The organism is Bacillus sp. JZ105 (assembly GCF_053903125.1).
On sequence record NZ_CP096387.1, the window covers coordinates 3,325,072 to 3,348,358 of the forward strand.

24 protein-coding genes are annotated in these 23,287 nt (G+C 43.1%); 15 read left to right on the forward strand and 9 right to left on the reverse strand.

Annotated elements, in window-relative coordinates; translation table 11 throughout:
- Positions 1-37 precede the first annotated feature (37 nt).
- From M1D81_RS17115 to rbsB, 6 genes are read left to right on the forward strand one after another with little or no spacing between them, the layout of a single operon-like run.
- Positions 38-1,021: a LacI family DNA-binding transcriptional regulator gene (locus M1D81_RS17115; RefSeq protein WP_456266237.1), complete on the forward strand. Its 984-nt coding sequence runs from the start codon at positions 38-40 to the stop codon at positions 1,019-1,021.
- Positions 1,021-1,899: a ribokinase gene (rbsK, locus tag M1D81_RS17120; RefSeq protein WP_456266236.1), complete on the forward strand. Its 879-nt coding sequence runs from the start codon at positions 1,021-1,023 to the stop codon at positions 1,897-1,899. Before M1D81_RS17115 ends, rbsK begins: the two co-directional genes overlap by 1 nt.
- Positions 1,896-2,288, forward strand: a complete 393-nt coding sequence (gene rbsD, locus M1D81_RS17125; protein WP_456266235.1) for a D-ribose pyranase — start codon at positions 1,896-1,898, stop codon at positions 2,286-2,288. Before rbsK ends, rbsD begins: the two co-directional genes overlap by 4 nt.
- A gap of 15 nt (positions 2,289-2,303) precedes the next feature.
- Positions 2,304-3,785 (forward strand): sugar ABC transporter ATP-binding protein, encoded by a 1,482-nt coding sequence (locus tag M1D81_RS17130; RefSeq protein ID WP_456266234.1) that lies wholly within the window; start codon positions 2,304-2,306, stop codon positions 3,783-3,785.
- 1 nt (position 3,786) lies between these two features.
- Positions 3,787-4,740, forward strand: a complete 954-nt coding sequence (gene rbsC / locus M1D81_RS17135; protein ID WP_456266233.1) for a ribose ABC transporter permease RbsC — start codon at positions 3,787-3,789, stop codon at positions 4,738-4,740.
- A gap of 13 nt (positions 4,741-4,753) precedes the next feature.
- Positions 4,754-5,671, forward strand: coding sequence for a ribose ABC transporter substrate-binding protein RbsB (gene rbsB, locus M1D81_RS17140; protein WP_024423679.1), 918 nt, complete (start codon positions 4,754-4,756; stop codon positions 5,669-5,671).
- Positions 5,672-5,708: 37 nt separating this feature from the next.
- Here rbsB and M1D81_RS17145 read toward each other — a convergent pair whose 3' ends face one another.
- On the reverse strand, positions 5,709-6,326 hold the full coding sequence (locus M1D81_RS17145) for a flavin reductase family protein (RefSeq protein ID WP_024423680.1): 618 nt from the start codon (positions 6,324-6,326) through the stop codon (positions 5,709-5,711).
- Between the two features lie 59 nt (positions 6,327-6,385).
- The gene (gene alsR / locus M1D81_RS17150) at positions 6,386-7,273 is read right to left on the reverse strand and encodes an acetoin biosynthesis transcriptional regulator AlsR (protein ID WP_456266232.1); all 888 of its coding nucleotides are present in this window, start codon (positions 7,271-7,273) and stop codon (positions 6,386-6,388) included.
- 150 nt (positions 7,274-7,423) lie between these two features.
- Between alsR and alsS the strand changes: the two genes are divergently transcribed.
- The 5 genes from alsS to M1D81_RS17175 all read left to right on the forward strand — a co-directional run bounded on the left by alsS (position 7,424) and on the right by M1D81_RS17175 (position 11,693).
- A complete protein-coding gene (gene alsS / locus M1D81_RS17155; protein ID WP_456266231.1) occupies positions 7,424-9,124 on the forward strand; it encodes an acetolactate synthase AlsS in 1,701 nt (566 codons plus the stop codon).
- Between the two features lie 35 nt (positions 9,125-9,159).
- Positions 9,160-9,930, forward strand: coding sequence for an acetolactate decarboxylase (gene budA / locus M1D81_RS17160; RefSeq protein ID WP_456266230.1), 771 nt, complete (start codon positions 9,160-9,162; stop codon positions 9,928-9,930).
- A 152-nt stretch (positions 9,931-10,082) separates the two neighbouring features.
- Complete coding sequence (locus M1D81_RS17165) at positions 10,083-10,559, forward strand: Lrp/AsnC family transcriptional regulator (RefSeq protein ID WP_024426311.1); 477 nt, start codon at positions 10,083-10,085, stop codon at positions 10,557-10,559.
- Positions 10,560-10,575: 16 nt separating this feature from the next.
- Positions 10,576-11,157 (forward strand): chromate transporter, encoded by a 582-nt coding sequence (locus M1D81_RS17170; RefSeq protein WP_456270884.1) that lies wholly within the window; start codon positions 10,576-10,578, stop codon positions 11,155-11,157.
- Positions 11,157-11,693 (forward strand): chromate transporter, encoded by a 537-nt coding sequence (locus M1D81_RS17175; RefSeq protein WP_456267093.1) that lies wholly within the window; start codon positions 11,157-11,159, stop codon positions 11,691-11,693. The genes M1D81_RS17170 and M1D81_RS17175 overlap by 1 nt, the downstream gene beginning before the upstream one ends.
- A 33-nt stretch (positions 11,694-11,726) precedes the next feature.
- On the opposite strand, the gene M1D81_RS17180 is transcribed toward M1D81_RS17175, so the two are convergent.
- Both M1D81_RS17180 and M1D81_RS17185 read right to left on the reverse strand, forming a co-directional pair.
- Positions 11,727-13,046, reverse strand: coding sequence for a UDP-glucose dehydrogenase family protein (locus M1D81_RS17180; protein ID WP_456266229.1), 1,320 nt, complete (start codon positions 13,044-13,046; stop codon positions 11,727-11,729).
- Positions 13,047-13,162: 116 nt separating this feature from the next.
- Complete coding sequence (locus M1D81_RS17185; RefSeq protein ID WP_003214884.1) at positions 13,163-13,306, reverse strand: hypothetical protein; 144 nt, start codon at positions 13,304-13,306, stop codon at positions 13,163-13,165.
- A 186-nt stretch (positions 13,307-13,492) separates the two neighbouring features.
- On the opposite strand from M1D81_RS17185, the gene M1D81_RS17190 reads away from it, so the two are divergent.
- Positions 13,493-15,100, forward strand: coding sequence for an SWIM zinc finger family protein (locus M1D81_RS17190; RefSeq protein ID WP_024426314.1), 1,608 nt, complete (start codon positions 13,493-13,495; stop codon positions 15,098-15,100).
- Positions 15,087-17,864 (forward strand): DEAD/DEAH box helicase, encoded by a 2,778-nt coding sequence (locus M1D81_RS17195; protein WP_410553010.1) that lies wholly within the window; start codon positions 15,087-15,089, stop codon positions 17,862-17,864. The genes M1D81_RS17190 and M1D81_RS17195 overlap by 14 nt, the downstream gene beginning before the upstream one ends.
- A 68-nt stretch (positions 17,865-17,932) precedes the next feature.
- Here the strand turns inward: M1D81_RS17195 and M1D81_RS17200 are convergent, their stop codons facing one another.
- From M1D81_RS17200 to M1D81_RS17210, 3 genes are all read right to left on the reverse strand, one after another.
- Positions 17,933-18,721: a PAS domain-containing protein gene (locus tag M1D81_RS17200; protein WP_456266228.1), complete on the reverse strand. Its 789-nt coding sequence runs from the start codon at positions 18,719-18,721 to the stop codon at positions 17,933-17,935.
- Between the two features lie 153 nt (positions 18,722-18,874).
- Positions 18,875-19,735 carry a Cof-type HAD-IIB family hydrolase gene (locus tag M1D81_RS17205; protein WP_456267092.1) on the reverse strand — a complete coding sequence of 287 codons (861 nt, stop codon included), beginning with the start codon at positions 19,733-19,735 and terminating at the stop codon, positions 18,875-18,877.
- A gap of 403 nt (positions 19,736-20,138) precedes the next feature.
- The gene (locus M1D81_RS17210) at positions 20,139-20,495 is read right to left on the reverse strand and encodes a hypothetical protein (RefSeq protein WP_456266227.1); all 357 of its coding nucleotides are present in this window, start codon (positions 20,493-20,495) and stop codon (positions 20,139-20,141) included.
- A 117-nt stretch (positions 20,496-20,612) separates the two neighbouring features.
- Here M1D81_RS17210 and M1D81_RS17215 point away from each other — a divergent pair, with 117 nt between their 5' ends.
- Complete coding sequence (locus tag M1D81_RS17215; protein WP_024423692.1) at positions 20,613-21,023, forward strand: YwpF-like family protein; 411 nt, start codon at positions 20,613-20,615, stop codon at positions 21,021-21,023.
- Between the two features lie 27 nt (positions 21,024-21,050).
- Here the strand turns inward: M1D81_RS17215 and mscL are convergent, their stop codons facing one another.
- Together mscL and fabZ are read right to left on the reverse strand one after the other, a co-directional pair.
- Entirely contained in the window at positions 21,051-21,446 is a 396-nt protein-coding gene (gene mscL, locus M1D81_RS17220; RefSeq protein WP_024423693.1) for a large conductance mechanosensitive channel protein MscL, read from the reverse strand.
- A gap of 127 nt (positions 21,447-21,573) precedes the next feature.
- The gene (fabZ, locus tag M1D81_RS17225; RefSeq protein WP_456266226.1) at positions 21,574-22,008 is read right to left on the reverse strand and encodes a 3-hydroxyacyl-ACP dehydratase FabZ; all 435 of its coding nucleotides are present in this window, start codon (positions 22,006-22,008) and stop codon (positions 21,574-21,576) included.
- A gap of 220 nt (positions 22,009-22,228) precedes the next feature.
- Between fabZ and M1D81_RS17230 the strand changes: the two genes are divergently transcribed.
- Positions 22,229-23,284 carry a tetratricopeptide repeat protein gene (locus M1D81_RS17230; protein WP_456266225.1) on the forward strand — a complete coding sequence of 352 codons (1,056 nt, stop codon included), beginning with the start codon at positions 22,229-22,231 and terminating at the stop codon, positions 23,282-23,284.
- The last annotated feature ends 3 nt before the right edge of the window (positions 23,285-23,287 follow it).

Sequence of the window (23,287 nt, forward strand, 5' to 3'; positions counted from 1 at the left end):
TGTAAACGGTTACACATTCATGAAGGGAGGCTCTCCATTGGCTACAATTAAAGATGTCGCAAAAGCTGCACAAGTGTCTGTTGCCACTGTTTCACGCGTGCTCAATGATACTGGATATGTTCATTCAGATACGAAAACCCGCGTGACACAAGCGATGCAGGAGTTGAACTACTTTCCCAATGAAGTGGCTAGATCCCTTTTCAAAAGAGAATCACGCTTAATCGGCTTGATCTTGCCTGATATCACAAACCCCTTCTTTCCTCAGCTTGCTAGAGGCGTTGAAGATGAGATTCATGCGCACGGTTTTCGGTTATTATTCGGAAACAGTGATGAAGATCGAGAGAAGGAAATGGCTTACTTACAAACCTTTAAACAAAATCAAGTAGTCGGTGTCATCGCGGTCACAAATGAACCTGAATCAGATATATACAATGATGATGATCTGCCCGTTGTGTTTTTAGATCGAACGGTTCCACATGCACCTTCTGTTTTTGCAGATGCTCTAGCTGGCGGACAAATGGCCGCAATGGAATTAATCAGACGCGGTAGCCGGCAGATCACACTGCTAAAAGGACCTGCCCATCTGCAAACAGCGCGGCAGCGATTCAAAGGCGCACTCGATGTTCTCACCGAAACAGGTGTCGACTTTCATGTGATGTCTAATGCTTCCTTTTCCTTTCAAGAAGCCCGAAAAAGTGCTAAGGCCCTTTTTCAGCTGTACCCTGAAACAGATGGCATCATTGCCAGTAATGACATCGTCGCAACAGCGGTCATCCATGAAGCACTTCGGATCGGAAAAGCCATACCAGAGGACGTTCAAATCATTGGATTTGATGATATTCCGCAAAGTGAGCTGCTCTTCCCTTCCTTATCGACCATAAGGCAGCCCGCCTATGAGATGGGAAAAGAAGCGGCACAGCTGTTAATCAAAGCGATTCAGAAACAATCAATAGATCAACCAGTTATCCAAATGCCCGTCTCTTTTATTGAACGAGAGACCACAAGAAAGGTGGATTCATAATGAGTCATATTGTTGTAGTAGGAAGCTGTTCAATGGATTTAGTCGTCACATCAGATAAACGGCCAAATGCCGGTGAAACGGTTTTAGGCGAATCGTTTAAAACGGTCCCAGGCGGAAAAGGTGCCAATCAGGCAGTCGCAAGCGCCAGACTCGGTGCAGATGTATATATGATCGGCCGAGTTGGTGATGACGCTTATGGCCATGATATTCTCAGCAATTTACAAGCACAAGGTGTCCGCACCTCATATATGAAACCGGTTACCGAAATGGAGAGCGGCACAGCTCATATCATTTTAGCAGAAGGTGATAACAGCATTGTTGTGGTCAAAGGGGCAAATAATGAGGTCACTCCTCACTATGTAAATGATGCTCTTTCTACACTTGATGATATTGGGATGGTTCTCATCCAGCAGGAAATACCTGAAGAAACGGTCGAAGCGGTCTGCGCTATTTGCAGTGAAAAAGAAATCCCTGTCATTTTAAACCCTGCACCAGCCCGCAAAGTATCAAAGCAGGTTTTAGAGCAGGCTGCTTACATTACACCGAATGAACATGAAGCTGTTCTGATGTTTGATGGTCTGTCAATTGAAGATGCCTTGCGTCAATACCCTAACAAATTACTAGTCACAGAAGGAAAAAATGGCGTTCGATATTTTGATGGAACGAAAGAAGTGCTGGTTCCAGGCATTCCTGTCGAAGCAGTCGATACAACAGGAGCTGGCGATACCTTTAACGGAGCCTTGGCTGTCGCTCTAACAGAAGGCAAATCTCTATATGACGCACTTGCCTTTGCCAACCTTGCAGCATCAATGTCCGTCACAAAGTTTGGCGCACAAGGCGGCATGCCAACAAAAGAAGAATTGGAGAAAAAGAAATGAAAAAAAACGGCATCCTAAACAGCCATATCGCCAAGGTGCTTGCTGACCTTGGCCACACAGATACAATCGTCATCGCAGACTGCGGTCTCCCTATCCCAAAAGGTCCAGTCAAAATCGACCTGGCGTTATCGATCGGTACACCATCCTTTCAGGAGGTCACCTCCCTCCTTCTTCAGGAAATGGCCGTTGAAAACATCACTGTAGCTAGTGAAATCAAAGAAGCCAATGAACGAGATCATTTGTTTCTTAAGAAAGCGTTCTCAAAAACGTTGCATGAAGTAGACCACGAGACGTTCAAAGACATGACCAAACAAGCAAAAGCAGTCATTCGAACCGGTGAAGCCACCCCATACGCAAACTGCATTCTACATGCCGGTGTCATTTTTTAAAAGGAGGAGCCAGATATGAACATAGAGATGCATAACATCCATAAGGCTTTTGGAAAAAACACCGTTCTCTCCGGGGTCTCCTTTGACCTCGTCACAGGTGAAGTCCACGCACTCATGGGTGAAAATGGTGCGGGGAAATCAACTTTAATGAATCTGCTTACAGGCCTTTATTCTTTAGATCAAGGAACGATACAAATCGACGGAAGAGAAACCGCTTTCAAAAATCCGAAGGAAGCGGAACAGCACGGCATCGCCTTCATTCATCAGGAGCTCAACATATGGCCGGATATGACCGTCTTGGAGAACCTATTCATCGGGAAAGAAATCTATACGAAACTCGGACTGCTAGATACTAAGAAAATGAAGACCCTCGCCCAAACGCAGCTGGCCCGTTTGTCTGTGAATCTCTCACTTGAACAAGAGGCAGGCAGCTGTTCTGTTGGACAAAAACAGATGATTGAGATTGCAAAGGCATTAATGACCGATGCAAAGGTCATCATCATGGATGAGCCGACAGCAGCTCTAACGGAACGGGAAATCGAGAAGCTCTTCCAGGTCATTGAATCTCTCAAAAAAGAAGGCGTTTCCATTGTCTATATTTCTCACCGTATGGAGGAAATCTTTGCAATCTGTGACCGGATTACGATCATGCGTGATGGGAAAACGGTCGATACGAAGGCCATACCTGAAACGAATTTCCATGAAGTCGTCAAAAAAATGGTCGGCCGGGAATTGACTGATCGATATCCTGAGCGAACGCCTTCTACAGGAGACATTGTCCTTGAGGTGAAACAAGCAGCGAGAAAAGGGCAATTTCAAGATATCAGCTTCTCAGTTAAAGCTGGAGAAATTGTCGGTGTTGCAGGCTTAATGGGTGCTGGCCGGACCGAAATGATGCGGTCGCTGTTTGGTCTTGATCCTCTTGACCAAGGAGAAATCTGGGTTCATGGAAAAAAGGCTGTGATTAAAAAACCAAGTGATGCCGTCAAGCTCGGTATCGGCTTTATCACAGAGGATCGCAAGGATGAAGGGCTCATGCTTGATGCTTCCATCCGAGAAAACATCGGTCTGCCAAACTTAAAAAGCTTCTCTCCAAAGGGACTGATTGATAAGAAAACTGAACAAGATTTTGTCGACCTTCTCATCAAACGACTGACGATTAAAACGGCTTCCTCTGACATCTCTGCCCGAAGCCTGTCTGGTGGAAATCAGCAAAAAGTTGTCATTGCCAAATGGATCGGCATACAGCCGAAGGTCTTGATTTTAGATGAACCGACACGAGGTGTCGACGTCGGAGCGAAACGGGAAATCTATCAGTTAATGAATGAATTGACCGATCGAGGCGTTGCCATTTTGATGGTCTCCTCTGAACTCCCAGAGATACTCGGGATGAGCGATCGAGTGCTCGTCATTCATGAAGGAACCATCAGCGGAGAATTAGACAAAACAGAAGCAACGCAGGAACGAATTATGACACTAGCTACAGGAGGGAAGTAACATGAAACCACTTACTTCAAATGGACGATTTGATCACATCATGCAAAAGCTTGGGCCATTCTTAGGACTCATCATCCTTGTCGCCATTGTTTCTATTTTAAACCCGGCCTTTTTAGAGCCATTAAACATCTTAAACTTACTGAGACAAATCTCCATTAATGCCCTCATTGCCTTTGGCATGACGTTTGTTATTTTAACTGGAGGTATTGATTTATCTGTCGGTGCCATTCTTGCACTGTCCAGTGCCCTGACTGCCGGCTTTATCGTTTCTGGCATGGATCCGATTTTAGCCATTATCGTCGGCTGTATCATCGGTGCCGTTCTTGGGATGATCAACGGTCTTTTAATCACAAAAGGAAAAATGGCTCCATTTATCGCAACGCTCGCGACGATGACGATTTTCAGAGGTTTGACACTCGTTTATACAGACGGAAACCCGATTACTGGGCTTGGCTCTAACTATGCCTTTCAGTTATTCGGCCGCGGATATTTCTTAGGTATCCCTGTTCCAGCGATCACGATGCTTTTCACCTTTATCGTACTTTGGGTACTGCTTCATAAAACACCTTTCGGCAGAAGAACATATGCCATCGGCGGGAATGAAAAAGCAGCTCTCATCTCAGGAATTAAAGTACCGCGCGTGAAAATGATGATCTATTCATTAGCCGGCTTCATGTCTGCCTTAGCAGGTGCGATCTTAACATCTCGCCTAAATTCTGCGCAGCCAACAGCTGGTACGTCCTATGAGCTTGATGCCATTGCTGCCGTCGTACTTGGCGGGACAAGCCTGTCCGGCGGAAGAGGACGAATTGTCGGCACACTCATCGGGGTGCTCATTATCGGTGTCCTGAACAATGGTATGAACTTACTTGGCGTTTCATCATTCTATCAATCTGTTGTGAAAGGGATTGTCATCTTGATTGCAGTCCTATTAGACAGAAAGAAATCTGCTTAAGGAGGCAGCCGCTATGAAAAAATATCTTATTCTCATCCTGACTCTCTCATTGTTCATGCTTTCTGCCTGCTCACTTGAACCGCCGGAGTGGGCCAAGTCATCAAAGGATGGCAAGAAAAAAGACATCAAAATTGGGCTGTCGATCTCGACGTTAAATAACCCATTCTTCGTTTCTCTGAAAAACGGTGTGACAAAAGAAGCGAAAAAGCTGGGCATTGAAGTCGTGATTGCAGATGCACAAAATGATTCAGCTAAACAAACAAGTGATGTAGAAGATTTAATTCAGCAAGGTGTCGACGCATTGCTCATCAACCCAGCGGATTCATCTGCCATATCAACCGCTGTCGAATCAGCAAATGCTTCAGATATACCTGTCATCACATTAGACCGCTCAGCCGAAAGTGGAAAGGTAGAAGCACTTGTCGCCTCAGATAACGTCAAAGGCGGTGAAATGGCAGCTAAATTTATCATCGACAAGGTTGGCAAAGGAGCAAAAGTCGCGGAATTAGAAGGCGTACCAGGCGCTTCCGCTACACGTGAGCGTGGAAAAGGATTCCATCAAATAGCGGATAAAGATTTAAAAGTGACAGCAAAACAAGCTGCTGACTTCGACCGGACAAAAGGACTGAATGTCATGGAAAACCTCCTTCAAGGAAACCCTGACATCAAAGCCGTTTTTGCCCACAATGATGAAATGGCACTTGGCGCACTAGAAGCGATTCAAAGCTCTGGGAAAGACATTCTAGTCGTTGGCTTTGACGGAAACGAAGATGCACTCAGCTCCATCAAAGCAGGAAAGCTCTCTGCAACGGTTGCGCAGCAGCCAGAGCTGATCGGTCAACTGGCAGTCGGTGCCGCAAACGATGTATTAAAAGGGAAAAAGGTACAAAAGAACATCGCAGCTCCACTCAAACTAGAACAGAAGAAATAAATAGAAAACCCCCGATTTCCTTCGGGGGTATTTTCTATTACTGTGGTCTTTTCAGCACAAATGACGTGCCTAAATGGGCATAATCATTACCTGCTAGGCGAGCGACTGGTTTCAGTTCATTAGTAGAAACATAGCCTTTTTCTGCATCATAAACACCCTCATCTAAATGTGCACATACAACCCGGCCAATGATATGATCAACTGTGATCTCCCCTTCATCATTTTGAAAGGTCAGATGTTTTTCCAGCTGACATTCAAAACGAATGCGCGCTTCCTTGATTCCCGGCACTGAAATGACATGACTCTCTACTTGATGAAGTCCGGTGCGATCCAGCTCACTCTCTTCCCGAGGCAATGTAGCAGCTGTTTCATTAATATCTTCTATCATGTCTTCATCACTCACATGGACGACAAACTCTTCCCTGTCAATGATATGCTGCGCAGTATCTTTCATCTGACCATCACGTCGTCCGATAGAAACCGCAATGAGCGGCGGGTGTCCGCTGATGACATTAAAGAAACTAAATGGTGCGGCATTGACAACATCTTCTTTAGACAGACTTGTAATAAACGCTATCGGTCTTGGAACGATAGAACCAGATAATAATTTATATGCCTCTTTTCGTGACAGCTGATCCATTTGCAATGTAATCAATTCAGGTACGCCTCCTTTTCATGTAACGACATCATACCATAACCCTTTCCCTATACCTCTTATTCCAGCTCGGTGCGATGCAGGATATGGTGAACAAGATGAAATAAAGCAGGATTATGATTTTCCCGTCTATAGGAAATCGTCCATTCCGCCAGAAGCTGTTCATCCTCAATGGCCCGATATACAACATCCAGATTAAATAAACGCCGGGCTGATTTTGGAATCACTGCAATACCGATCCCTGCTGTGACGAGGCCAATGATCATTTGATATTCCGCCGCTTCCTGCACGATATTTGGAGAAAACCCGTACTTTTCACATAGCAGGACAAAGTGCTGATAAAGAGACGGCCATGATTCCTGTGATAAAGAAATAATCGGTTCATGACGAATATCTTCAATCGCGACCGTCTCTTGATCAGCCAATCGATGATTTTTTGGAATCGCAAAAATACATTCACTTTGCTTCATCAAACGACTGACTAGTTCTTCATGCGGCGATGTAGGGTGTAAAAAGCCGATATCAATCTCACCATTTAATAGTGCCTCTAGCTGCTGCGGAACAGAAAGCTGCTGCAGCTCAATACTGACAGAGGGATACAGCTCCCTGAATTCACGTACAACGGGCGGCAGAATATCATACGTCGCCGTTCCAACAAAACCTATGATGATTTTCCCCAGCTCTCCTCTTGCTGTATGACGGGCATGATCAACGGCTTTATCAAGCTGCTGCAGCACTCCCCGAACCTCATGTAAAAAGACCTTTCCAGCTGCTGTTAGCTCCACCACCCGCTTCGACCGGTGAAATAAAGGAAAACCCAATTCTTCCTCAAACTGCTTAATTTGCTGACTAAGTGGAGGCTGTGTCATATTCAACCGCGCGGCTGCTCTGCCAAAATGCAGCTCCTCCGCTACTGTGACAAAATACTGCAAATGTCTCAGTTCCATCCTTTCACTCCTCCCACACTTATTCGTGAAACATATCAAAACCACGTTAAACATATATTGGAAAATTTATTTTATGAAATGTATAGTAAATCATATCATGAAAATATATTTTCATAAAAAATTTTACTTGCCGAAAGGAGTGCGGGGTAAATGAAATCTCAAGCACAACCCCTAACAAGACGAGGAGCAGAGTTGATTGTTGATACGCTGATTGCTCAAGGTGTGACCCATGTTTTTGCGATTCCAGGTGCAAAAATTGACGCTGTATTTGATGTATTAAAAGACAGAGGTCCAGAGCTTGTCCTATGCAGACACGAACAAAATGCAGCCTTTATGGCAGCTGCTGTTGGACGTTTAACCGGCAAACCAGGTGTATGTCTTGTCACATCAGGTCCTGGGGCATCTAATTTAGCAACAGGTCTATTAACAGCCAATACAGAAGGTGATCCTGTTGTCGCAATCGCTGGAAACGTCATTCGTGCAGATCGTCTGAAACGAACACATCAATCACTCGACAATGCGGCATTATTCAAACCAGTCACAAAATATAGCGTTGAAGTACAAGACGTTCATAATATACCAGAAGCATTAACAAATGCTTTTCGCGCGGCACAAAAAGGGCAGGCTGGAGCAGCATTTATCAGCTTTCCACAAGATGTCGTGACAGAACACACCACACAAACACCAGTGTCTGCTCACCCTTCTCCAGAATTAGGTCCTGCACCAGATGCTCTCATCAGTTCGGCTATCGCCAAAATTCAAAATGCACACTTACCTATTGCGATTGTGGGAATGAAAGCTAGTCGTCCAGCTGCTGCAAATGCCACAAGAGCATTATTAAAAACACTTGGTATCCCATTTGTTGAAACGTACCAAGGAGCCGGCGTTCTCTCAAGAGAGCTCGAGTCTCAATATGTAGGCAGAATCGGCTTATTCCGTAATCAGCCGGGTGATCTTCTCATTGAACATGCAGATGTCCTTTTGACCATTGGCTTTGATCCAATTGAATATGATCCGAAGCATTGGAATCTTCAGCCGCAGCAGCGTCAGATCATCCATGTTGATGACATGCAGGCAGATATTGACCATTTTTATGAGCCAGCGCTTGAGCTTGTAGGTAATATTTCTAAAACCGTCAAACATCTAGCGCATGACAGTGTTCCCCTTTCTCTAAGCAAAGAGAACATAGAATTCGTCACTGAATTACAGGAACTATTAAGCGACATCGAAAAGACACCAGAAAGAGAAAGTCATCGATCTCACCCGCTGGATGTCATTCATACATTGAGACGTTTGATTCCTGATAACACGAAGGTCACGTGTGATATCGGATCTCACGCGATTTGGATGTCCCGTCACTTCCGCGTCTATGAACCGAACTCATTCCTTGTGAGTAACGGCATGCAAACATTAGGCGTCGCATTACCATGGGCAATTGCGGCTTCTATCATGAATCCAGATGAAAAGATTATCTCGGTCTCAGGTGATGGCGGTTTTCTCTTCTCCGCAATGGAGTTAGAAACAGCTGTCCGCAAGAAAACAAACCTCGTTCACCTTGTTTGGAACGACAGCACATACGACATGGTCGCGTTCCAGCAGGAAATGAAATATGACCGTACATCCTGCGTTGAATTCGGGCAGATCGATTTAGTGAAATATGCGGAAAGCTTTGGAGCGACTGGACTAAGGGTCAACTCACCTGAGGAGCTTTCAACCGTCCTTCAAAAGGGTATAAACATAGAAGGACCTGTGATTATTGATATTCCGATTGACTATCAAGACAACCCTGACCTTGCCAGTCAAAAATGGCCAGAAGTCTTTCGCAAAAAACACGCAATGAACGTCAGATAAGACTTCGATACATTACATTAAAGGAGTGAGCGGTTATGGGTATGATGCACCCAATGAATCAACAGAATGACACAAGACAGCATGACAAACAGCAAGAGGTCTATCAAGTATCGACAATGACCTCCCTGCTGGAAGCCGTATATGATGGAGATTTCTCCCTCGCACATATTCCTGAACACGGTGATTTTGGCATCGGTACATTCAATCAATTAGATGGAGAGCTGATCGGCTTTGACGGCGCATTCTACCGGCTGCGCTCGGATGGAACAGCGACACCGGTCACCAATCAAGATTATTCACCATTCTGCTCTCTAGCATTCTTTGAAACAGATATCGTTCATCGAATTGATGCACCTATGACGTCCAAAGAACTGGAAGAAGAAATCGACCGCATTTTACCAAGTAAGAATATCTTTTATGCGGTCCGCATTGATGGATCATTCAAAAAGGTTCAAACACGTACAGTTGAAAAACAGGAAAAACCATATGTTCCGATGGTAGAAGCAGTCAAGTCTCAGCCTATTTTCGACTTTGAGGATATTCAAGGTACGATCGCGGGCTTCCGTACACCGCAGTACGCACACGGTATTGCGGTGAGTGGATATCATCTTCATTTCATTGATGAAGACCGAAGTGTTGGCGGACACGTATTTGATTACACCGTTGATCAAGTCACCATCCGAATTTCTCAAAAACGTCATATGAATTTACATCTGCCAAATACGCAGGAATTCCTCCAAGCAGACATTGATCGAGCTGACCTTGCACAGCAAATTGCCAGTGCAGAAAGCAGTCCGGATCAATAAATGAAGACACCCCGTTGAGCCCGGGGTGTTTTTTTATGCATAAAGACGATTTTCCACCCGCAACATTTTCGTTTCGATACCAAATAACAAATCATTCATTCTATTCGTAATAAAATATGATAGAATATCAACAGAAGAAAGGTGGTTATACGGTGTCAAAAGACTATAGCATTCCGAACCTAACATTAGACGAAAGAGATAAACAAATTTTATCCCTATTACACGAGGACGGACGTATGTCTTATACAGATCTCGGCAAACAGGTCGGTCTGTCACGTGTTGCCGTACAAGCCCGCATTCAGCAGCTCATTGAAGCAGGGGTCATTGAACGATTCACCGCTGTAATTAACCCCGCGAAGGTCGGCATTCATGTCTCTGTCTTCTTTAATGTAGAGGTAGAGCCGAAATTTTTAGAAGCGGTGGCCCTTCAGCTTGAAAAGGAAACGGCTGTCACAAGCCTTTATCACATGACAGGACCAAGCAAGCTGCATATGCATGGCATTTTTCAACATGAACAGGAAATGGAGACTTTTCTGACAAAAAAGCTATACCCGCTAGAAGGCGTTGTCAGTGTGGACTGCCAAATGCTCATTAAACGATATAAAAGCCGCATGGGCATGAAATTGTAGACAGGAGTTGAACCACTTGCAATCATATATCGAACTTATTATCGCTATGGTGCGAACCGGGATTCTCGGTTTTGGCGGAGGCCCTTCCGTCATACCGCTTATTCGCCATGAAGCGGTGGTGAAATACCAATGGATCAACGATGACGAATTCGGAGAAACACTCGCCATCGCCAATGCCTTACCAGGCCCGATCGCAACGAAAATGTCAGCATACCTCGGCTATCGATTAAAGGGCGTATCTGGCGCAATTGTCGCCACAGCTGCTCATATTTTACCAACATGTCTCGCTATGGTAGCCCTTGTCACACTTGTCAGCGTCTTAAGCTCCTCACAAATCATTCAAAATATGATTGGTGCTGTGACTCCAGTCATTGCCGTTCTGTTAGGCCTCATGGCATATGAGTTTGGACAAAAAGCGCTGAAAGGCTTCGGCATGATCTTCGGCGTCGCTCTATTTCTTCTTGCCTTTATTGGACTGCAAGTGCTGTCCATTCATCCAGGAATCATCGTGATGATCTTTTTATTTTATGGCGCTTTTCATTTTAAACTGAAAAATCATTGGAATCGGTCAAATAAAGAGAAAGGAGTGTCTTCATGATGCTGATTCTCTTTTTATTCTGGGCATTCTTTTTATCCAATCTTTTAGGATATGGCGGTGGTCCTGCATCCATCCCGCTCAATTATGAAGAAATCGTCCATCATTTTCATTGGATGACGAACGAAGGATTCTCCAATATGCTGGCTTTAGCCAATGCACTGCCGGGGCCAATCGCTACGAAGATTGCAGCATATGTCGGCTATGACGTCATGGGCTGGCCAGGCTTTATCGTGGCACTGCTTGCCACTGTCCTGCCGTCCGCTGTTGGGCTGATTTTATTGCTCAAGCTGATTGACCGCTTTCGTCAATCTCCCGTCGTAAAAGGCATGACCTTATCCGTTCAGCCTGTCATTGCGATGATGATGCTTTTATTAACATGGGAAATCGGCGGAGATGCTGTGAAAGCCATCGGCTGGACGCAATCGCTCGCCATTGCTGCGATCTCCTTTTTCTTGATGACCAAATTCAAGCTGCACCCTGCTTTTCTGATTGTGGCTGCATTTTTATATGGCGGATTCATTCTGCCGCATTCATAAAAACCGATAACATTCACTGTTATCGGTTTTCTTTTACATATAAATTGGAGAAACTGATCTGCGCCCAATCGAATGATACTCGACCCCCGCTTGTTCTGCCGCTTCAAGTGTATGACAGTTTCGTCCATCGAAAATAAGCGGCCGCTTCATCCATTTCTTATAGGAAGCGAGTGGAAACGACTGAATATCCGCCCACTCTGTTAGTAGACAGACCGCATCGGCATCCTTGATCGCTTCCTCAATCGTTTGAGCATATAAGACTTGATCCGGCAGCTTGCGAGCTGCATGCCGGGCAGCAACAGGATCATATGCCACAAGCTCCGCACCTAATTGATGGAGCTCATGAGCGATCGGAATAGATGGCGCCTCCCTCATATCATCTGTATTCGGTTTAAAGGACAGACCAAGAAGCGCAATTCGCTTCCCTTCAAGAGCTGCCCCCAGCCGCTCCTGAATATGTCGGATAAAACCTGCCCGCTGCTCATTATTTACTTTGATGACAGCCTTTAACAGTTCAAAATCATGGGACACATGCCCTGCAATTTGGACAAGTGCATTTGTATCCTTTGGAAAACAAGAGCCTCCGTAGCCAATGCCCGCTCTGAGAAAGGAAGCACCAATCCGCTGATCAAGCCCCATTCCCTGCGCCACCCATTCAACATCAGCCCCTGTTTTTTCACAAATGGAGGCAATCTCATTCATAAAGCTGATTTTTGTCGCCAGAAATGCATTTGATGCATACTTGATCATTTCAGCACTTTTACGGTCTGTTTTCACCAATGGAAGGTGGAAATCAGCATACATGTCTTCCAGCTGATCTAATACGGCTTTTGTTTCAGCCCCAATCACAAGCCGATCCGCCCGCAATGTATCTGAAATGGCAGAGCCTTCCCGTAAAAATTCTGGGTTAGATGCAATCGCTAGTGGCTCCTTCCGTCCTAATTCTTGATGGATCAACTGATCGATTTGATCCCCCGTTCCGACAGGCACTGTACTTTTCACCACAAGAATCGCCCCTGACTTTGCTTTTATGCCCATCTCTTTTGCAGCCTGAAACACATACTGTAAATCAGCTTGGCCATCTGCCTGCTGCGGGGTGCCGACTGCAATCATTAACACATCAGCCCGCGGGTAGACTCCCGCTCCATTTATGTGAAAATGAATTCGTCCCTGCTCAAGATTGCGTTTCAACAACTCTTTTAACCCTGGCTCATACATTGGGGGATTTCCTTGTTTCAGCTGCATGACCTTTCGGCGGTCAATATCAATACACGCTACATCATGACCTGCCTCTGCTAAACATACACCTGTTACAAGCCCCACATACCCACAGCCTGCAATCGCAATATTCATGACACCATCAGCTCCCCATACTCCTTATGCTTGTAATGACATCGTATGCCGGGAGCTTACATTCCATTCTTAAAAGCATACAAAAACCCCCTGCCATCACTAGCAGGGGGTCACTTTTATGAAACAAGACCATTTCGAATATGAGCAATCAGATTTTCAAGCATTTCTTTTGTTGTGACATCATTTGAATTTTCACCAATATCATGAGCGTACATCAAAATCTTTAAAAACTCTTCTTGATTTAAACCCTTATTATCCATGTCTGTATCCTTTCGAATCCACTAATTTCATTATTATATGCTGTAAGGTTGGTTTATGCAATACTCTAATACATCATTCGACAGCTTTTGAAATTTATGACCATTTTCATGAAAAACTTTTTTATAAATCCCCATTGAGCTATAATAAAAGAATTGGAATCTTTTACTTGGTTAGGAGCGGATCAAATGCTTCAGCACAACATCAACGAAGAAGAAATCAAACAAACAGCCGAACAGATCAAAGAACTTCTTCCTGCAACAGATGAAAACAAACAACTCATCAAAAAAGCATTGATTACTTATAGACAGGACAGCGTATATCGGCTCAAGCAAGAGTCTGATACCGAATGGTCAGCTTATGTACATGATGTCGTGGCAGCAAGAGTCCACCTTCATGTGCTGTTTCCTGTGAGAAGCAGCTGCTCATGTCCAGCAGATGGACTTTGTAAACACATTCTTGCTGTCTTCTTTTCGCTATACGCTCAAGTAGAGAGTGTGACCGGGTTTACAGAACATTGGTCAGAAAAAGATGAATTACAGCGCAGCAAAGAACTGATTCGCCAGCACTTCCAAGTGAAGCGCCCAGACGAACAATCACTCCAAAGCTGGCTGACTTTTTTCCAAGAGGAATTTAACCTCTGGCTGAAACGGACACCGAAGCACCAGCAAACACCGCAGCATTTATATTACGGCTATTTATCGATCCTAAAAAAACACGCACCTGCTTCACCTGAATTCAAGAGCTTGTATGCGATTCATACGTCGATCGATGTATGGCTGAGGCTTCATGAACTCGTCGACCTCGGCCGGCTTGATGCCGAAAAAGACTTTTATTCCATGAATCCCTATGTAGAACAGCTCATGAACACCATTTTCGATTCAGTGGATCATTTGAAGACATACGCCCTTTCCTTTTCCCTCGATCCGTTTCTTGAAAACACACCAACTGCCGTTCGCACACTTCTTCAAATCAATGGACCTTTCCAGCATGAACGAGTAGCGGTCTTTATGGAGATTTGGGGCACCATATTAAATAGAGGGAAATGGGTCAAAAAAGAAACAGAATTACTAAAGAGCGCCCAGAAGAAAGAACAAACGGTTGAACGTACCATCGGGCTGATGCACATGGATTATTTACTGAAAGAAGACGAAAGCCTCTTTCAGCAATTACAGCTGCTCAATGCGGATATGCTGCCAAATGTGCTCAATTGGCTGAAGGATCTCACAAACCGAAAGGACTGGAAGCGGCTCAAGCTCTGGTATCATGAAATCACCTATATATTAGAGGAATATTGCCAGCTCGACCTTTCCTACAGAGAACTGCGGGGAGCCGTCAGTGATTTCTTCTTTTATTTAGATGCATACTTTAAGCAGACGAAGGATCATCATTTATATGAACGTTATCTCCAAATCTGTATGCCCTATGCGTTTACAGAATACAGTCAGCTCTTGTATGCACAGCAGCGTTATGCGGAATGGATTGAGATTCACAGCCTTGTTGGTTTCTCCATTAGTGAACTGGAGAAGGATCTCATCAAACAGATTGCAAAAGAGGAGCCGGAAGCCCTCATTCCATCGTACCACCGTGAAATCTCACTGCTTCTCGATCAAAAGAATCGAAGTGCTTATCGAGAGTCTGTGAAAATGCTGAAGAAACTGCGCACGCTTTATCATAAAACGAAAAAAACCGTGATCTGGGAAAGGTATGTAAAGCAGCTGCAAGATTCAACAAAACGGCTGCGTGCGTTCCAAGAGGAAATGAAGAAAGGAAAATTGATTGATGACACGCCATAAACAAATTGTCATTCATGCAGAACAAACTGAAGATTTCTCTTTCACCATTTCAGCGCAAGCAGAGGACGGACACCCTGTTCCGCTTAATGAAATGAAGAGGCAGCTTTTCCAATGGCACGAATCTTCTTTCTACGGAACATTTTTAGAAGATGTCAGCTTTATTGGCACTCCTGCCTTTCTGTTAAGCCCTTGGATGACCGTTGAATTGCTAGGAAAAAATTCATTTAATACGTTTAGTCATGTGACATTAACGGATGAAACGGAACCACTGATGAAGACTGCCTCCACCATTTACGAATTCATCGAGGACGAAGATTTCGTTCCCGATTATGAGGCGTGGACAAAAGGCGAGCTTCGGTTTAAAGATAAAGAAGGCCTATTAGATGGTTATACGGCTGATTGGTTCTCCTTTGCTGTACAGGATTACATTCAGTATGATGATGCCTTGCAGCACAAATGGGAACTCATGAACGCACAATCGCCTGCGCTCTCAACCTTCCAAGGACATTTTCTAGATGAGCAGGATTTCTTGGAGACGATTGGCTGGATAGATGATGAGACGCCGTTCACTGTCGGCTTGCGCTTAAATGAACCGGATTTTGACGGAGATGATTGGAAAATCGAATTGTTTTTGCGGGACAAGAAAAACAGTGACCTTCACTTTTTTGAAGGCATTCGTTCATTGAAAAGGTCTTGGCATCCGTATCAAGATAAAATTTCAAGAGAGCTGGAACGATTCAGTCAAATCGTCCCTTGGCTTTCTTTCACATCTGGCACCACACTTATGTCAGAAGAAGAAGCATGGCTCTTCCTATCTGAAGCAAGTGAAACACTTGTCAATATGGGCATTGAGATTCTGCTCCCATCGTGGTGGCAAATTGTTAAAGACAGCACGATGATGTTAAAAGCAAGGATTTCTTCTACACCGCGAGGCGAATCACATGTCGGAATGGACGCATTAATGGACTTTAATTGGCGCTTTGCTACAAACGGCATTGAGCTGACAGAAGATGAGTTCAACGAGCTTGTCCAAAGCAAACGACGCCTTGTCAACATTCGAGGACAATGGATCAAAATAGACCCGACCTTCATTCAGCAAATGAAAAAGTGGATGGAGCGTGCCGAAAATGAAGGGCTTCACATGTCTGATATTTTGTCACGCGAACTGGCAGATCAAGAAGCTTCCTCTGAATCGATTCCAGAACTACTAGACAGTTCAGCATTTGCCCATATTCAATTTGAACTTTCATCGCAATTAAGAGGGCTTGTCCACCAATTAAATGATTCGCACGAGCTGCCTTCTTACGAAATGAGTGAGTCCTTCAAAGGCACACTGCGTCCGTATCAGCAGCATGGCGTGAATTGGCTTTTATTTTTAAGATCTCATGGATTTGGGGCTTGTTTAGCAGATGATATGGGACTTGGGAAAACGATTCAAATGATCGCGTATTTCACGTATTTGAAGGAGCAGGAGCAAAATGCCGCTCCCTCTCTCATCATTGCGCCGACCTCAGTTTTAGGAAACTGGCAGCGAGAGCTCGAAACATTCGCACCACATTTGAAGGTTGCCCTGCATTATGGCCCATCGCGTCCACAGGGAGAGGACTTCACAAAAGCATACGAGTCAACAGATATTGTTCTGACGTCTTATGGACTCTCACATTCTGATCGTGATGAATTAACGGCAGCAAAGTGGAATACCATTTGCTTAGACGAAGCCCAAAACATCAAGAACGCCCATACGAAACAATCGAGAGCGATTAGACAGCTCAAAGGACAGCATCACATTGCCCTCAGCGGGACACCAATGGAAAACCGTTTGACAGAGCTTTGGTCCATATTCGACTTCGTCAACAAAGGATATCTCGGCAGCCTGACCAGCTTCCATAAAAAGTTCGTCCTTCCGATTGAAAAAGACCGTGAAGAAAAAAGAATTGAACAGCTCCAGCAGCTGATCAAACCATTTTTATTAAGACGAACAAAACAAGATGAAGAGGTTGCCCTGAACCTGCCTGAGAAACTCGAAGAAAAAGAATTCATTCCGCTCTCCGCTGAGCAGGCGTCTTTATATGAACAGCTCGTGAAGGATACATTTGAACACATGGCATCATTAACAGGGATGCAGCGAAAAGCCATTATTTTAAGTATGCTTGGCAGACTCAAACAGATCTGCGATCACCCTGCGCTCTATTTAAAAGAGAGCGGAACAGATGTGAAACTGCTGAAACGTTCGTTAAAAATGGATAAACTCGCAGAGCTGTTAAAAGCGATACATGAGCAAGGAGAAAGCTGTCTCATCTTTACGCAGTATATTGAAATGGGCAACATGATCAAGCAGCTGGCAGAAAAGATGTTTGGAGAACCGGTCCAATTTTTAAATGGCAGCCTCTCAAAACAAGAGCGGGACAAAATGGTGGACCGCTTCCAGAAGAAAGAATTCAACATCTTAATTCTCTCTTTAAAGGCAGGAGGAACAGGACTCAATCTAACCGCCGCAAACCATGTCATTCACTACGATAGATGGTGGAATCCTGCTGTGGAAAACCAAGCGACAGACCGAGCTTATCGGATTGGCCAAAAACGATTTGTTCACGTCCATAAGATGATCACAACAGGCACAATCGAGGAAAAAATCGATCAAATGCTCGAAACAAAACAAACATTAAATGATCAAATTATCCAAAGCGAGAGCTGGATTACAGAGCTATCGACAAACGAACTAGAAGACTTATTTACCTTAAGTGCCGCCGCTCAATCATCTTAATCACAGCAAAAAGAGGACTTTTCATTAATCTTGAGAAAAGTCCTCTTTTTCATTTCATATAACGTACGCTAAATGTTCAGTTTTTTCAATGCAGATTTCACATTCATATACGTATTTAATTCACGGAAGTCCTCTCTCATTTCTCCCATTTTCATTGCAAGATTCGGTTTAATTCCTGTCACAATGAGTTCAGTACCTGTCATTAAAATCAAATCGTTCAGCTTAAAGATCGCATCTGCCACAAATGAATCCACTTCTAATAATCCAGACAGATCGACAATAAAATAATCATCCTTGGATTGAGAGATATAGGTGGAAACCGTTGAAATGATCTTATCAAATCTAGGCGCTGTTAACGTACCAATGATCGGTAACACAGAGATCCCATCTTTCACAGGAACGATTGGGACAGAAATATTCAGCACTTCATCAATTGATTGCTCAAGAAGCTCCTGCTGTTCCTTCTCTTTCGTGACATCCTTTTGCAGACCAACGAAATAAAGACGTTTTCCTTCCTTTTCGTCAATCCAAAGAGGAGCGACACTTAACTCGTTCCAAAACATTTGTCCAGATTTTTTATAATTTTTCAGCTGAACAGTGACAGCCTCTTTGTTCTCAATAGCTGTTCTAATTTGTTTCAGGGCGATTTGTTCAGTTTCATCTCCCTGAAGGAAACGACAATTCCTCCCCAATACTTCTGATTCTTGATAGCCTGTCATATCTAAAAAGCCCTTGTTCACATATATTAAAGGATTATCAGGTAAAGACGGGTCCGTCACCGTCAGGCCAACCTGAGTATAGTCCAAGGCTTCCTTGATTAAATGCAGATTTTCGGACTTATAAGATTCCAGCGCCATTCGTTTACTCTCCTTATTTTCCTTACAAGCGGGTTATATTCATAATTAAATTATATGATGTTCCACATCATGTGTAAATAGAAGTGGTTCCGAATTCCTCTTTTGTAGAATGCGCTTCATCCTATGTGATTTATACCACGACATCTGATTCATCTATTTCAAAAGGTTGCGGATCATATGTGCGACACCATGTTCATCATTTGATAACGTCACGTGATCAGCGATTTCTTTTATATCCTGTCTCGCATTCCCCATTGCAACCCCAACACCAGCAGCTCGAAGCATTGATTCATCATTTAAACTGTCTCCTACAGCCGCTGCCCTACTTAAAGAAATACCCAGTCTTTCTGCCAGCCTTGTTAATGCCTGCCCTTTAGACGCGTCCTTTGAACCAATTTCAAAGTTATGATCAGCCGAACTGACCAATGTTAAATCTGAATCATCACCAAACATATCCCATCCGGCTTTCAATCTGTCCTGAAAGAAAGAAAAACCTAAGATATTGTAAAATGAAAGCTTTCGATCCTCACGAAACAATTCTTTATATGTATCAATATAAGAAAAACCCGACTGGCTGTATTGAACTTCTGCCGCTTGCTTTAAGACATTTTGATCCGTTTCTGGATTTGCACTTTTTAAACGGTCCATTTCAATCGCAAGAAGCTCTCTGCCGCGATTCGGTGTGAAAATGGCTTCGTTTGTAAAGACTTCATAATAATAATCACGTTCTTCAAGCCATGACAATATGTGTTTAGCCTTTTCTTCTTGTAAAGCAGCTGAATGGTACACTTGTCCAGTTGGATCATGAATCACAGCTCCATTGGCACTAATCACCCATGTATTCATACCAAGCTGGTCAAAAATAGACCTCACATCAAAATACGCTCTCCCTGTTGAAACGACAACCTCAATTCCATTCGCAGCTGCTTCCTTTAATGCCTGCTCGTTTTCCTGACTCACTTTGTGTTCACTGTTCAATAAAGTTCCATCTAAATCCGTTGCGATTAATCGAATGTTTGTCATCGTTCTCTCCATTTTGTTTTTATTTTCAACCGACATACCGTTAACAAAATCCATCATCATTATGAAATGAGTATCCACTATTTGCAAGAGCTGATCGGTTAACAGTGAATAAAAGGGTATCCGGCCACGCAAATATGACCGGATACACACAAAGGGGATTCATAAGGGGACACATGACCTATACAAAGAAGCATTGGTTCTATTACGCAGTGTTCATATGCACAAGGCAGCATCTATCAGCTTTAGCTAGAGGGGGGCTGTCAGATGATAGACGTTACCTTTTGATTCGGAACTTGCCTCCTTTCCTTTCAGCTACCTCTAGTCTACGGAGAAAGGCCGCATGTGACAAAACATGAAAATAGCAAAATAGGCCTTCAAATTCTCCATATCCTCATTACTTTCTGTTTTTTACCGCTTGCGTATAAAACATCATCTTGTTTTGTTTGATGAAATACTTATTTTTCATAAATTGATAAAAAATATCTGAATGAATCCAATTACTAGAAGGCATGTGAATATAATCAGATCCGTCCCACGCAAACCAATAAAAACAAAGCCGGCCATCATGAATCGACAGCTGAAACTCAAAACAGTCCATTTGATCCTCGGTGACATATTGAAACGTGAGTGACTCTCCTTCTTCCATATACACATCACAAAATGAAAGAATATCTCCCCACGAATAAACACGTATATCACTTTTTGCCTTGTCGTCGCCAATATGAATATTTCTCAATTGATAGGACTCCATAAAACATCTCCTTTCACTCATGTGCAGCTAGTTCTAAGCAGGCAGCGGTTTCATTTATACAGATGTTGTATGCTATAATAATACTTACGAATAATGAACGCTTGTGAGGTGATAAATATGAAAACCTTTAGGCTGATTGATTTAAAAATTGAACTTGATCCACAGCAAGATAAAATGTCCAGCATTCCCCTTCGTGACGGTTTAATCATTAATAAAGAAGACGGTGAAAATCACTGGATGATCGAGGCACTCATTCCAAAGAAACATAGACAGGTGTTTGAGGTACTCTTTCAGCAGCACACAGAAGTGAAGATTCTTGTAACGATCACGAAAGAAAACAACCGCCCTGTTCATCTATCTGTCCAAGTCAAAAACATCGTTGCCTTAGAAGAAAACATTTCTGTGTTACTCGATGGTAAAATGATTACAAATCGTTACAGAACAGAAACTGAAGAAGTATTAAAAGACCTCGTCAAAGAGGGGCTGTCAGGAGAAAAACTACTGGATGCTTTTAAACAAAACACATAAAAAAGAGCGGGATCAGCCGCTCTTTTTCTATTGCACATCTTTAGACTGGCTTTGATTTTTCAATAGATCTCTAATTTCAGTTAGCAGAACTTCCGTTTGATCCGGCGTTTCCACAACCTCTTCTTCCTCAACCTTTTTCCGTTTTAACTTATTCAAATAACGAATAAAGATAAAAATGGAAAACGAGATAATTAAGAAATCAACCACTGTTTGAATAAAGTTCCCATATAAAATTTGAGCAGCTCCGATTTTAATGGATAAACCGCTAAAATCATGTCCTCCAATAATAATACCGACAAGCGGCATGATCAAATCATTCACAAGAGAAGTGACGATTTTGCCAAATGCTCCCCCAATGATGACACCTACTGCCAAGTCAATGACATTGCCCTTGACGGCAAACTCTCTAAATTCTTTCAGCATCATTTATCACCTTCATCTTTTTTTGTCTAATATGACGTTTTTTTGTCAAAATTGCAAGTCCTTATCCGTTCTAACTGAACGTTTCTAAATAAAAAAGCGATTCATGCTTGATGAACCGCCAGGAAAATCATGATACTTTAGGACCGATAGAAAATGTCAGTTCTGCTTCACATACAACTTCGCCATCTACTGTCGCTACTGCTTTTCCTTTTGCAACCGGCCCGCGGAGGCGCGTCACTTCAACCTCTAAACGAAGCTGGTCACCAGGCTTGACCTGTCTTTTGAAGCGGCATCCGTCAATCCCTGCAAACAAACCAATTTTTCCTTTGTTTTCTTCCTTGCCTAGCATAATCACACCAAAAACCTGTGCGAGTGCTTCTACAATAAGCACACCCGGCATGACTGGGTAACCAGGGAAATGGCCATTAAAAAATTCTTCATTCACTGTGACATTTTTAATTCCAACCGCTCTTTTTTCTCCCTCAACCTCTAGAATACGGTCGACCAATAAGAATGGATAACGGTGTGGAATAATGTCTTGAATTTGCTGAGCATCAAGCATATCTTGATCTCTCCTTCTTTTCTATATCACTGATCTTCATTTGATTCCTATAGAAGTATATTATGAAAGCTCGCATTTTTCAATATTCGCCTTACGCATATAGCAAAAAAATGGAATCTACCATTACCAATTGTCATCAAATATAATCCACACTACACTCATTGTTTTTTCACAAATATGGTAATATATATTACATCATTGATTGAATAAGAGGGTAAAAATGAATTTTATGAGCGATAAATCCATAAAAAAACTTCTCCATTCCTGGTATACAATGCTGAAGCATCGACATTTTTCGAAGGCTGAAGAAATCAAAAAAACACTGCTAAAATATAAACGTAAATTATCAAAGAAGCAGGAGCTCTATTTCCATTATCAGCTGATGCTTTTCCGTCATCTGCTCTGGATGAATCAGACAGAGGACTTAGAAAAACTCAAACATGAACTGCTGCCCCACAAAGAGGAAATGAACGAAGAACTGCAATATTATTTTTATTTCTTTCTCGGATTATATGAATCTTTAAAAAGTGATCAAAATGATGCGATTCATTATCTCGAAAAGGCAGAAGAACGACTGCCATTACTTGATGATGAGCTGGAGGAAGCAGAGTTCCATTTCCGTACAAGCGGTGTTTATTATAACAACCGTTACTCGTTGTTATCGATTCGTCATGTTCAAAAAGCCATGGATATTTTTGCAAAGCACGGAGATATCCATAGCATCTATCGGTGTAAAATTGTGCTCGCTCTTAACTATAGCGACCAAAAAAAATATAAGGAAGCAGAAGATATTTTCATTGAAATTATTGATTACGTGAAAAAGATTGATGATCAAGAGCTGCTCGGTATCGTTTACTATGATGCTGGCTTTATTCAGTCAAGACAAAACCGTCATAAGGAAGCGCTAGAATACTTCAAAAAAGCACTTCGTCTTCCAGCATATCGAAAGTCAGCGCACTCCTATGTATCGTGCCTATACGAAACTGTGCGTTCCTGTTTTAAAGAAAATTTAACCGATGAAGGGATGAAATATATTCAAAAAGGACTGAAAGAAGCCGTTGCTTCCCAGTTTGATATATTAAGAATGAAGTTTCAAATCTTATCTCTTCTGTACAGCCAAACGCCAAAGGCAGATGAGCAGATCGCCACGCTCGTCACATGTCTTGAACGAAAAGAAGCCTGGATTGATCTTGAGGATCTGCTTGCTGATGTCTCAGATTTTTACAAAAAAAAGGGCGACTTTGAGCGAGCCGCCTTTTTTATCATGAGAGGCTGATAC